Origin of the sequence: Roseburia sp. MSJ-14, from assembly GCF_018918225.1 — a bacterium.
Classification (GTDB): Bacteria; Bacillota; Clostridia; order Lachnospirales; family Lachnospiraceae; genus Petralouisia.
In genome coordinates, this window is sequence record NZ_JAHLQD010000032.1 from 45,116 (window position 1) to 57,541 (window position 12,426).

Sequence of the window (12,426 nt, forward strand, 5' to 3'; positions counted from 1 at the left end):
CAGTTCTACTTCTCTTTGATTTTTCTCTCTGCAAACCTATGATATGTTTGATAATATGCTTCTTCTCGTTCTTTTGTTGTAATATATTCTAAGCTCTGAATTAGATTTTCATCCGCAAGAATAAAGTCCACAATTTCAGGCGAATATTTTATTCCTTTTTCCTTTTCCATCTCTACTAACACCATACGCACATTTTTATCATTCATGTAATTTCTTCCCAGATTATCCGTTGCTGCATCTAAGCAATCGCATATTGTTATCAAATCTATGGCAAATTTATCTTTGCATTTTCGATTATCAAACGCTTCCGGATATCCACCCTTTCCGTTATAGAACTTATGATGTCCCAAAATAATGTTATTATATTTTTTCAGGCTCTGATAGGACTCTGCCCCTTTCAGACCGTACTCCGGATGCTTTTTTATCGTTGCAAATTCCTGATCTGTCAACTTGCGTAACTGCATATTAATAGTCGTGCTCATCAACAGCTTTCCCCTATCATGATGCAATGCTCCTTTTCGCAAAAATGTAAGTACTCCTTTTTTACGCTTTTGTACTTCCTCCGGTGTTTGGATTCCTAAGATTCCTATCATATACTCCGGTTTTTTATCTATTATTCTTCCGGCTACCTCCACTGCAAGTTTTGCCACGTCTCTTACATGAATCTCGGTACTTCCCTGTCTTGAAAGTAATACGCTTTCATACAATTCCATTGCTTCGTCCTGATTATAATGAGGGAGCAATTCCATGATTTCATACACGATAGTCCGATCTACATACGCCTTGTTTCCGGTGCGTGGAAAACTGGTATAATACCACTCCACATCCTCTTTCAATGCTTCTATCCATGGAAAATCATATTTCTTTGCCCCATCAAATAGTTCTGGCAAAAATAATGGCATCATTTGTACCATATTATTGTAATTATAATTGTAGCCTCCGCTTTTTTCATTTTTTATTTTTTTCCATAGTTCTTGACAATAGTATTCATACAGCTTTTCAAAATAGTCTTTTTCTCCTATTTCTCCCTGCCGTTGTTTATGTTTCCAATAATTATAATATTCTCGTGCAGACAATCGCTCTTTTATCTTTTCTTTTTCCTGATAATATTGTGTTTCGATTTCCCGTGCCGTTTCGGCAGCCCGCTCATTGCCCGGCTTCAATAATTCATAGCAAATTTCGTCTTTGATATATTCTAATACCATTGGAATACTTATATTTTCTTTCCAAATCTCGTTATCTTTTTCTCTTTGATAAACCTCATAGGCTTCCATCAGGTGAGACATATGTATGGTATTATAATTCTTTTTACAAGAGACTTCGGTGTCCCAGTTAGACCGATTAAATAATGCTGCCAAAATCGCCTTTTTTACATGTGTATCCGTAATTTCTTCATATTGATTCCGATAGGAAACCACCTTTTGATAACATTGGTATACCTCCTGACGTATCTGCGGGTCATTTATGTAACCATCGAAATACCCAAGATAGAAATAACTTAAAATCTGTTTTTCCCGATTGTTTTGTTCTGTATAATATACTACCAGTTTTTTTAATATTTCTACTGTCAAAAGACTGTCAAAAATCATTTGTCTTGCCATTTTTATAATTTCATCTAAAAAAGTATCTGCCAGTTCATCGTTAAAATCCCGATGTCCCTCTCCTTCTGTTAAAAAGGGCATTATGTTCTCATTAATATCTTTATTATTGCTTTCAAAAACCGCTCTTTGAAACTGGCACTTTTCCTTTAACAGCAGGAACCACTTTTCTTTTTGTTCCGGTTTCATGTACAAAAAATACAGGATGCTTTCATAATGATCCTGTTTTCTTATAATTTCCTTACACTTCTTATAAAATTTTCGTATTTGCTCTGCACTAATTTCCTGCATAGTAAAGAAACTCCATTTTCCTTGCACAATTCCGTTTGTCATAATCTGGTACATTGATATATTATACCACGTTTTGCCTTTTGTAAATTATTATTCGAAAAAAGACGATTACAATTCACCAACAGCATAGTTTTTTAACATAAACGTAGCAGGTATTTCCTATCTTACACCTGCCACGTTCTGACTTTTATAACTTTTTCTAAATAACTCTAAAATCTAAAGTCACGTTCTCCATTATGAATATTCTTCAGATATTGGATAACTCTTTCCTTTACTTTTGGATTAGTGATTACATCCAGTTCTTTTTCAATCAACTTATCACCCACTTCTTTCGTTGCCGGAGATGCATAATCTTCTAAATATTCTTTTAATGTCATAAGTGCATTTGGATGACAGCAGTTGACAATCTGACCACTCTTTAACAAGGACATAAAGCGATCTCCGGTTCTTCCCTCTCGATAACATGCGGTACAAAAACTTGGCACATATCCCATATCCATTAACCATTTTACCACTTCATCTAAGGTACGGGTATCGCTTACATCAAATTGTGCGGAGTTTTCTTCCTCCGGTTCCTCTTCTGCATAACCTCCTACACTGGTTCTGGAACCTCCACTAATTTGAGACACACCAAGATGAAGTACCTTTTCTCGACAGACTTTCGATTCACGAGTTGATATAATCATTCCTGTATATGGCACTGCAATTCGAATACATGCTACAATTTTCTGAAATGTCTCATCGGAAATACCATTATCAAACACATTTGGATCAATATCATCTGCACGACGCACTCTTGGAACACTAATGGTATGAGGACCAACGCCCTTGTATGCCTCTAAATGTTCTGCATGCATTAAAATTCCAACGAAGTCATAACGATAGTTATTCAGCCCAAATAATACACCAAGTCCCACATCATCAATTCCACCTTCCATTGCACGATCCATGGCTTCGGTATGATATGCATAATCATGTTTTGGTCCGGTTGGATGAAGTTTCTCATAGGATTCTTTGTTATAAGTTTCCTGAAACAGTATGTATGTTCCGATTCCGGCTTCCTTTAGCTTATGGTAATTTTCCACGGTAGTTGCCGCAATGTTGACATTTACACGGCGGATTGCTCCGTTTTTATGCTTAATTCCATAAATGGTGTGAATACACTCTAAGATATACTCAATTGGGTTATTTACCGGATCTTCTCCCGCCTCCAATGCCAAACGTTTATGTCCCATATCCTGCAATGCTGTTACTTCTTTTACAATTTCTTCCTGTGTTAATTTTTTGCGGGCTATATGCTTATTTTTCGCATGATATGGACAATATTCACAACCATTAATACAATAATTAGACAAATATAATGGCGCAAACATAACGATACGATTTCCGTAGAAATCCTTTTTTATCTGTTCTGCTAATGCATAAATTTCCTGATTTTTATCTTCCAATTCACAGTCTAAAAGCACCATGGCTTCTTTATGAGAAACACCTTTTCTCTTTCTTGCCTTTTCAAGAATCTGATCTATCAATTCTCGATCGTTTTTATTTTTTTCCGCATACGCTAAGCAATCTAAAATTTCCTGATTGTCAATAAATTCTTCCGCCTTTGGCGACATTACATTATACATTTCTTTTCCTCCATTATTTGTTTTTATTATAGTCGGGATAATCTCCCCGATCTGTTACTAATTCATATCCTATGCCTTCCATTCTTCGATTCAGGCACATTCGACATTCTGCCGCTTCATCTCCGGTACAGATTTTATTGTCATAAAGTTCGTATTTCTTCCGCACCGTGGTAGGAGAAAGATTGGGCATTACCACGTTAGCTCCCGCCCGAATTCCTTTTTCTCTCCCCAAAGGGTCTATAGTTCCAAGTGCTGTGGTAGATGGCAGTAATAACTTCGGTTGCATCAATCGCAATAGTCCTATCATAAAAAGTGTCAATTCTACCGTTCCGCCTTTTTCTTTTGCAAATGGTGTTTCATGATGGGGCACAAAAGGTCCGATTCCTACCATATGGGGTTGCAATTCATGGATAAACATCATATCCTCTGCCAACTGCTCCGGTGTTTGCCCGGGACTTCCCACCATAAATCCGGTTCCTGTCTGATACCCGATTTCTTTCAGATTTCTAAGGCACTGCTTCCGATTTTCCGGTGATAATTCCGGTGGATGAAGCTTGCGGTAATGATTGTTTTCTGCGGTTTCATGACGTAGCAGATAGCGGTCTGCACCTGCTTCAAATAATCGTTTGTAGCTTTCAAAACTACGTTCCCCAATGGAAAGTGTCAGGGCACAATCCGGATAACACTCCTTAATGGAACTTACGATGTCTTCCAATTTTTCCTGCGTAAACCATCCATCTTCGCCACCTTGTAATACAAAGGTACGAAACCCCAGCGTATAACCTGTCTTACAACACTCCAGTATCTGTTCTTTGGTAAGACGGTATCTTTCTGCCTTTCGGTTACTTCTGCGAATTCCACAGTAATAACAATCGTTCTTACAGTAATTGGTAAACTCAATCAGTCCTCTGCTATATACCTGATTTCCAAAATACTTATGTTGCCAGTATCTTGCCTTTTCAAATAAATATGCAGTTGATTCTTCATCTCTTCCGGCTATAAGCCTTATCCATTCTTCCCTGGTAAGTTGATGCTGCTTTTCTAACTTATCAATTAGTTCTAATATCATAAAAGCCCTATACCAAAGGGTATAAGGGCTTACATACAATAATCTACACCGCCAGAATAACTTCTGCCGATTCTCTCTTATGTCTGCACCTTCCCCCTCAGGTTCTCCTTCCTGGTCTGGTTTGCTTCTTTTTTCATTCTTGTTTGTGGTAAGAATCATTCTATCCACTCACTAAGCTTATCGTAACACGGTTTTCCACAAAATACAACTCATGTATCGAAACAAGTGCATAACTGATACACTCCTTAGGACTTTTTTCTGCGTTTATGTTTTATGAACTTTATAACGAATATTCCCATGGTCAAAAAGAACAACATGACACCTGCTGCAATACTTGCCATAGCAATTGCAATTTTATTCGGTTTTCTTATAATTGCCCGCATACTTTTATCATTGTCAATGATTTTTCGATTGTGGGTGGTTTTGTAATATTCCGGAATCTGAGACTTTCCATTTACTTTTTCAAAAGAATTCAGATAATCTGCTACGCATATCCATGCTTTTAATTCTTGTCCATTACGATATACAATATAATCTTCCAGTTTTTCTATGGGAATTTTATTTCCCTTTGCATCTTTTGGTGTCACCGATAAAATTCCAACAGACTGCCCCGACACGGTTCCAAACATCTGTCCGCTATATAAATCTGCCACCACGCAATATAACTTATCATTTTGTAAATCCCTGGTTTTTCCCGTCATATCCTGCAAATCTACCTCAGTTACCTTATTTAAAATAAGTCGGTGAGGATTCAAGGTATAGGCTATTCCGCTGGAATAAAGCTGCGCCGTTGTCATGATAGGCGATACGGATGCATCTACTTCTGCCATAGTCTTTAATTCTGCTCCGGTCAGATAAATACTCACCAGAGGATATCCCGGTATTCCATCCGGTCCGATTCCTAAAGATAATGTTCGAAATGCATCTGCTACTGTAATATCGGTATCTTTATGAAAGGTATCACGAATACAACCACTGGGTACCACCGCTACCACCGCCGGTGTATGATCTCCTGTATCACTATTATTTACCGCATATAAATAAGAATCTGCCAAAAGATTTCCCAACGTTTCTTCTTTTAAAACACTTCCCAATCCATTTATTTTCGTAAACTGCCATGGATTGTGGGTTAGCACCTGATTCTTGGTATACCCGAACTGTTTTAAATATTCCCGGTCGATATTTTCTCCCAGTTTTTTTACTTTTTCTTCTGTTTTTACATCTAATGCATATGTATCATCCATAAGCACAAGTGCATAATCTTTTACTTTCCAGCGATGGTCTTCCTGCTGCATAAGTTTTACCGCACCAACTCTTGCACCATATTCTCCGGTAGATACAATGGCTGTATGGGCGTGTATAATCGGCTTATTTAATATACTGTGCGTATGACCGCTGATAATCAAATCCAATTCCGGAACTGCCTTTGCCAACAGTTCATCCTCTGACTTACTTTCTTCCTCCCATGTTCCACTATGAGAAAGACAGATAATCATATCAACTGCTTCTGTTTTTTTGATTCTTTCTACTGTTTCTTTTACAGCCTCTATGGGGTCTTGAAAGGTTAACGCACAAGTAGGGGCACAAGCCAATGCATCTTTTCCAAATACACCGATAACTGCTATTTTAAGTTCTCCCTTTTTTAAAATTACATACTTGCGTATTCCACATTCTTTAAACGCCTTTTGTAAAAGTGCACCTGCCTCTTTCTTTTCCCCTTTTAATGTTGCTTCCCAATCTACATTGCAAAGTGCTATGTCCGGCAGTTTTTCCCCGCTGTTCCTTGCCGTAGTCAGCATATTTACTAGCCCCTGGCTTCGATAATCAAATTCATGGTTCCCTAAGGTGGTGACATCTGCTCCCAAAAAGCCAAGCATTCGAAGCTCTGCCGCTTGTGTCTCATATACAGTTTGATACAAAGTTCCCATCGAAAAATCTCCACCGTCCAGAAACAGCAGATTTTCGTCCTCTGCCCGTCTCTTTTCTAAATATGTCTTTATTCGTGCAAATCCCCCTACCTTTTCCTTTCCTGCTTCCTCCATATAAAAAGGTTCCAAGTGGGAATGAAGGTCATGGGTAAAAACAATATTTATTTCTTTGGTATTTTTCTCCATTTTAAAACTCCTTTACCAATTCTTCATAATTTCTTTCGACTTTTTTATTTTTCTTTTAGAAATTGTCCACAGTTTGCACACATTTCTTTTTTATACTAAATATATCAAATGAAGTTGATAACAACACAGCGCGCATCGTTATTGGCTTCGCCAAAAAATTATTGTAATTGTCTTTATGGCAATTGCAAATTATTCTATAGATTGTTGGTGCCACCGCCCAAGATGTGGCACCCCATGAAACATTTCATAAATTTACTCCCCCAAAGCGTTGTCGCAAGGCAGCGCTTTCCTTCCATTTATGTCCTTTTATTTTCCGGAATACCTTATTACTCCATCTATAATGACAAAATCAAGTTTTGTCTCTGAAATCATCGGATTTCCTTTTGCAATTACAAAATCTGCATCTTTTCCGATTTCAATAGAACCTACTCTGTCAGAAACTCCAATATGTTTTGCTGCATTAATGGTTATTGCCTTTAACGCATCAAATTCATCCATTCCGTTTTTTACAGCCAGTCCTGCACATAAGGATAAATACTGTTCCGGTATCACCGGTGAATCGGTAATAATTGACACCTGACATCCTGCCTTTGCCAAAACGCCCGGTGTAGTAAAGCTTTTATTTTTTAATTCAAATTTTGTAGCATGTCCAAAAGATGGGCCTACTGCAACCGGAAATCCCTCTTTTGCTAAGTCATCTGCAATAAGTACACCATCAGTACAATGGTCTATGGTAAGTCCAAGATGGTATTCCTTGGCAATTCGAATTGCTGTATAAATATCATTTGCCTGATGTGCATGCGCCTTTAATGGCATTTTTCCTTCTATTACCGGAATTAATGCTTCGAGCTTTGGATCATAGGCAGGCTTTTTGAAAATATCATCCCCTGCGGCCTTTTTCTTTTCCATATATTCTATGGTCTTATCCAACATAATACGAAGTTTGGATGCCGTACTCATTCGAGAGTAGTTATCCTTGTCTTTGTAACAACGTTTTGGATTCTCTCCAAAGGCACATTTCATTGCCACCTTTTCTCGAATTACCATATCATCTATTCGTTTTCCTGTGGTCTTGTACGCAGTAAATGTTCCTCCAAGTACGTTAGAACTTCCCGGTCCTGCTGCCACACAGGTAACTCCCCCTTCCATTGCCAAACGTATGCTTTCGTCCTGCGGATTCAAGCCATCAATCGCTGACAACTGTGGGGTCAAAGAATCTGTCATTTCATTATAGTCTGCTCCTTCAAATCCAATCGCATATCCGTCTAATCCCAAATGACAATGTGCTTCTACAAATCCCGGATACACATTCATATCAGATGCATCCAATATCTGTGCCTCGTTTATGATTTTTCCTTCTAATACAGGCGCAATCTGTATGATTTTTCCGTTTTCCACCAAAATATCCGCCACATAAGGTTCTTCGTGAATGGCATCATACACATTTCCCTGTTTAATTAATAACATTTCTTTCATGCCAAAAGCCTCCATTACCGTTATCTTTTTTGTATAGTATACCACATTTTTAATAGATTATTGTATAGTCTGGGAAAAGTGGAGATATAAACTTTGTAAAATATTTTTGATGCGGATGACTTAATGGCAAATACCTTGGGGGGTTTGTTGATTATCAGTTAGTTTGGCTTTGTAAGGGATGGCTTCCAAAATTAGGAAGCTTTGATATTCTTTAAGAAAACGCAGAGTGTATCATAAAATAACTAATTTTTAACTATGACTATAGGGGCAGTCCTACTAAGCAATTAGCAGGACTGCCCCTTTTATATTGAAATAGAAAATTTTTCTGTCAGCTATTTACTTTTTTTAGATTTCTGTTAAAATAATATTGATATATGTTTTTAGAATTCAAAACATGCTTTTACAGTTTGTTTTGGGTTCTATTTTTTTATGCTAATCCTAAGAGACTTGCAATTTTCTTGATTACGGTTTCTCCTAATTCTAACAATTTATCGTACACAGCTTCTACTCCTCTTGATACTGCTTCTACTAATGCAGAAGATGCGATCTGCTCAATTGCCCACTTAACGGCATTTGGTAACTTTCTCCAATTCTTTACAAGGTATTTTGCTATTTTCTTTGCTAATGCTTTCATACTTTATATTCTCCTTTCGATTTAAGATAGCCAACCAACTTTTTTCTATTATCAACCTGAATTATGAATCAAACTTGTTTTTGATTTTTTGTATGATAACACCTATTCCCACCAAAATGGCAAATGTAATTACCCAAATAAGTATTTCCCTTACCATCAAACAACACCTCACTTCAAAAATATTTCTTCCAATGTTGGTTTCTGCGGAATAACAGAACGAATTTTTACCTGGTTCTCCACTAACCTTTTAACCATTTCCTCTATTTCTTCTTCTTTTAGATATGGAACCAAAAATCTATTTCCCTCTGTCTCTATTCTTTTATCAGATAATAGCTTTCGTACTTCCTCCTGCTGCATATCCCGCTCATTTACTGCAATCAATACTCTTTTTTGATTGTATTTGTCAATTATATCTTCTAAGGTTCCACAAACTGCAAATTGTCCATCCTTTAGAAATCCTACCTTATTGCAAAGTTTCTCTATTTCCTGTAGATTATGAGAGGTTATAAATATAGTCGTTCCCTCTTTGTTTCGTTTCCAAAACAGACTTTGCAGTCTTAATATAGATTCCGGATCTACGCCGGAAGTAGGCTCATCTAAAAAAATCAATTTGGGATTCCCTATTAACGCCTGAGCTATACATATCTTCTTTTTCATTCCAAAGGAAAAATGCTTTATTTTTAAACGTTTTCCCACCTCTAATCCAACTTCTTCTAACCGTTTTGTAATCTCCTGTCGATTGAGTTTGACTCCTTTTAAAGCTGCCATATACGCTATAAACTCATATGCATTCATATCTCCATACAATGTGGACACATCCGGCATAACTCCTATTTCTCTTTTTGCCGAATCCAATTCTAAGGAGTCACGATTTAGAATTTTAAAGCTTCCGCTATCCAGATGATAAAGCCCCACTAAAATGTTAATCAGTGTGGACTTTCCTGCTCCATTTCTTCCCACCAGACCAAAAAAATCTCCCTCTTCCACCGTAAAACTTAAATCATGTATGACTTCATGATTATGAAATCTTTTTGTTAATTCTGTCGTTTCAATTACCGACATACTTATAACTCCTTTCTCTTAATGATAATAAGAGCAATTATTACCCAAATTATAGCTATCAAATCAGGAATTAGCATAAATGCTCCTCCCTTTAGTATGTAAAAATACGGAAAAATATATTTTGTAAATCCCAAAATATGTTTTTCATCCAGTGTAATCCAAATCCCGATTCCCGGTATTGCAATTCCCAAAAACACCCCCAGAAAATTGCTCATAGATGTTTTATTAACCGCTGTTGATAGCAATAGCACAAGCCCCACAAAATATATCATGGTACTTAATGTCATAAAATAAACCTCTCCATCCTGTTGGTTACTCATAATTGATATCAGAATGTAGCTTACGGTTATGCTGACAAGCCAAAACAGCAGATTTCCTATGAACTTTCCCAGTAAAAAGCTCTTTCGTGAAATCTTAGTAACAATCAGCCGTCCTGTTCTTTGTTCTATTTCCCGGTTAATGGTATTGTGGGACAAAATTGATGCAAACAAATATCCCAAGACAAACACCAGCAATCTTAAACTGGAATATGCAGCAGCTTTCCCTGTATTCAAATGGGAACTTTTTATTAAAAAATTTGAAATATAAAAACTAAACAGCACAAATACCAATATTACAATTACCGCTTTGACGCTTTTTATCAAATTTAAAAATTCATTTTTCGCCACACTTATCATAGCTTGTCCTCTCTTTTCTTATTAAATTATATACTGACTCCAAATAAACCGTTGTGTACTCCTTTTCTACACGCTTTTCTATTTTTCCCTGTAAAATAACCTTTCGTATGAATAAACTATACAAACTAGAAATACTCCAGTAAATCACAATCCCTGCTACTACTGTTCGAGAGGTTCGATACAATAATACTACCAAAATAATACTGATGATTATTTGCATTACTTCTTCTACTTTAGAACCCTTTTGAAAGTTTATGATTTCACCCAAAACCAATACCGCAAGGTATATATATGACAACAGGCTTGTCCTGTCTACTTCATTTATTTTAAACCAAAACTCCTGTGTATTGTTTAATGCCGATATTGCTTTCAAAAACATTAATATTACCGTAAACTCAATGCCATAGATAAAGCAGGAGTAACTTAGTTTTTTTACATTTAAATACTGATACATTTCTTTTTTACTCTTTTTTCTTTCCGCTCTCTTTTGTATTCCTCTGGTATATTTTCTAACCATGGTTTTTACACAACTATTTTCGTATCGAATTATGTATATAGGCAAACATGCACTTTTTATAAAAATAGTTCCAATTCCAATTCCAAAAACAGGATTAATCACCCTACAAATCCATTGCAAAAAAAATTGTATCGGATTCACAATGCTCCCCCTTTCTACTTTTTGGTAAAGTATCTACATTTCATGCTTCAAACATATCATAACGAATATTTTCCTTCAACCAAAACCCCCTGAATGCTCTCCATAACCCCGTGAATGCACTTTTCTACGCATGACATGCTTTATATTCCCTATATTTCATGTCAAACATCTTTTTTCTTCTTTGTGATACTCTTTTCTCTTTATGATTAATGGTAATAATCCCCTTTTCGTACTTATCTATTTTTGTTATATTTACAATACACTGCCTGCTAATACGGTAAAATCTTTCTTTATTTAATGCTTTTTCCATATTTTCTAAGGAACTTTCTTTCCGAAACACGCCCTCTTTTAGTATAAACTCCACGGAGCTATTTATTGCTTCTATATAAAAAATATCCCGTTCATATATATTATATTTTATCCGCTCCTTATAGACTTCTATTCTTTCCCCCACACCTAACGCATGAATTGCTTCTTTCAAAGCCTTCTGAACCTCCTGTTTTTCTATAGGTTTTGTAACAAATCGAAAAGCATTGATGCAAAAAGCTTCTTTATATCGATGGTCACATCTTGTCTCCATAATAATTTTACAGTCACTTCCCCATTTTCGCATTCTTTCCCCTATTTCAAATCCATTTAGTCCAGGCATTACCACATCCAAAAACAAAATATCTAATGCTTCTTTCCGCTTCAGCAAATCCAGCCCGTTTTGGAACAAGCAAATTCTTGCTTCTATTTTTAACTGCTTTAACCCTTCCAATATTATGTTTTTCAATTTTTTCAGTACAATTATTTCATCATCGCAAATTCCAATTTCTAACATTATCTTAACTCTCCTTCCCGCGCTTTTCTTTTATTGTATTTTAAGTAAATTTATTTGTACATGCTCTTTGAGGAAAGTTTTGATTATTTTTTATTTGTACTTTAACTTAACATAATATTTCCTACTGCATAAAAAAGTGCCCTGCTGTAAAACTTTTGTTTTACAACAGAGCATTTTTTCTTACCCTATATTTTTAAGTCTCCCGCTACTTTCCCATACCTCACACTTCGCCAACTCTATTATGAACTATTCCCTCATTCTGCAATTATCCTCTTGCTACCATTTACAAAATAGCACAGTTTTTGCTCTTATTCAAGAATAACCCCATAAACGTTGACTTACCCCCGTGAACGTTGACTTTTTATTAGCCAAACAGTCTTTTCCAAAATTCTTCCC

Annotated in this window: 10 protein-coding genes; all 10 read right to left on the reverse strand. The window is 36.3% G+C overall.

Translation table 11 applies throughout. The annotated features are described in order from the left end of the window. Positions 1-5: 5 nt before the first annotated feature. The 10 genes from KQI83_RS11470 to KQI83_RS11515 all read right to left on the reverse strand — a co-directional run bounded on the left by KQI83_RS11470 (position 6) and on the right by KQI83_RS11515 (position 12,030). Positions 6-1,889, reverse strand: a complete 1,884-nt coding sequence (locus KQI83_RS11470) for an HD-GYP domain-containing protein (RefSeq protein WP_216558048.1) — start codon at positions 1,887-1,889, stop codon at positions 6-8. Positions 1,890-2,098: 209 nt separating this feature from the next. Next, on the reverse strand, positions 2,099-3,517 hold the full coding sequence (hydG, locus tag KQI83_RS11475) for a [FeFe] hydrogenase H-cluster radical SAM maturase HydG (protein ID WP_216558051.1): 1,419 nt from the start codon (positions 3,515-3,517) through the stop codon (positions 2,099-2,101). 13 nt (positions 3,518-3,530) lie between these two features. Then, positions 3,531-4,586 (reverse strand): [FeFe] hydrogenase H-cluster radical SAM maturase HydE, encoded by a 1,056-nt coding sequence (gene hydE, locus KQI83_RS11480; RefSeq protein WP_216558364.1) that lies wholly within the window; start codon positions 4,584-4,586, stop codon positions 3,531-3,533. 245 nt (positions 4,587-4,831) lie between these two features. Continuing rightward, positions 4,832-6,700 carry a bifunctional metallophosphatase/5'-nucleotidase gene (locus KQI83_RS11485; RefSeq protein WP_216558054.1) on the reverse strand — a complete coding sequence of 623 codons (1,869 nt, stop codon included), beginning with the start codon at positions 6,698-6,700 and terminating at the stop codon, positions 4,832-4,834. 306 nt (positions 6,701-7,006) lie between these two features. Next, complete coding sequence (locus tag KQI83_RS11490; RefSeq protein WP_216558058.1) at positions 7,007-8,176, reverse strand: amidohydrolase; 1,170 nt, start codon at positions 8,174-8,176, stop codon at positions 7,007-7,009. A 427-nt stretch (positions 8,177-8,603) separates the two neighbouring features. Then, positions 8,604-8,810: a hypothetical protein gene (locus tag KQI83_RS11495; protein WP_216558061.1), complete on the reverse strand. Its 207-nt coding sequence runs from the start codon at positions 8,808-8,810 to the stop codon at positions 8,604-8,606. Between the two features lie 168 nt (positions 8,811-8,978). Beyond that, positions 8,979-9,872 (reverse strand): ABC transporter ATP-binding protein, encoded by an 894-nt coding sequence (locus tag KQI83_RS11500; protein ID WP_216558065.1) that lies wholly within the window; start codon positions 9,870-9,872, stop codon positions 8,979-8,981. Positions 9,873-9,874: 2 nt separating this feature from the next. After that, complete coding sequence (locus tag KQI83_RS11505) at positions 9,875-10,549, reverse strand: ABC transporter permease (RefSeq protein WP_216558068.1); 675 nt, start codon at positions 10,547-10,549, stop codon at positions 9,875-9,877. Further along, positions 10,527-11,207: a hypothetical protein gene (locus tag KQI83_RS11510; RefSeq protein ID WP_216558071.1), complete on the reverse strand. Its 681-nt coding sequence runs from the start codon at positions 11,205-11,207 to the stop codon at positions 10,527-10,529. The genes KQI83_RS11505 and KQI83_RS11510 overlap by 23 nt, the downstream gene beginning before the upstream one ends. 124 nt (positions 11,208-11,331) lie before the next feature. After that, a complete protein-coding gene (locus KQI83_RS11515; RefSeq protein ID WP_216558073.1) occupies positions 11,332-12,030 on the reverse strand; it encodes a LytR/AlgR family response regulator transcription factor in 699 nt (232 codons plus the stop codon). Between the last annotated feature and the right edge of the window lie 396 nt (positions 12,031-12,426).

What these genes read in the sequence shown, in the direction of transcription:
- KQI83_RS11470 (WP_216558048.1), bottom strand. Translation starts at nt 1,889, where the DNA reads ATGCAGGAAATTAGTGCAGAGCAAATACGAAAATTTTATAAGAAGTGT.
- hydE (WP_216558364.1), bottom strand. Translation starts at nt 4,586, where the DNA reads ATGATATTAGAACTAATTGATAAGTTAGAAAAGCAGCATCAACTTACC.
- KQI83_RS11500 (WP_216558065.1), bottom strand. Translation starts at nt 9,872, where the DNA reads ATGTCGGTAATTGAAACGACAGAATTAACAAAAAGATTTCATAATCAT.
- KQI83_RS11505 (WP_216558068.1), bottom strand. Translation starts at nt 10,549, where the DNA reads ATGATAAGTGTGGCGAAAAATGAATTTTTAAATTTGATAAAAAGCGTC.
- KQI83_RS11515 (WP_216558073.1), bottom strand. Translation starts at nt 12,030, where the DNA reads ATGTTAGAAATTGGAATTTGCGATGATGAAATAATTGTACTGAAAAAA.
- KQI83_RS11485 (WP_216558054.1), bottom strand. Translation starts at nt 6,700, where the DNA reads ATGGAGAAAAATACCAAAGAAATAAATATTGTTTTTACCCATGACCTT.
- KQI83_RS11495 (WP_216558061.1), bottom strand. Translation starts at nt 8,810, where the DNA reads ATGAAAGCATTAGCAAAGAAAATAGCAAAATACCTTGTAAAGAATTGG.
- KQI83_RS11490 (WP_216558058.1), bottom strand. Translation starts at nt 8,176, where the DNA reads ATGAAAGAAATGTTATTAATTAAACAGGGAAATGTGTATGATGCCATT.
- hydG (WP_216558051.1), bottom strand. Translation starts at nt 3,517, where the DNA reads ATGTATAATGTAATGTCGCCAAAGGCGGAAGAATTTATTGACAATCAG.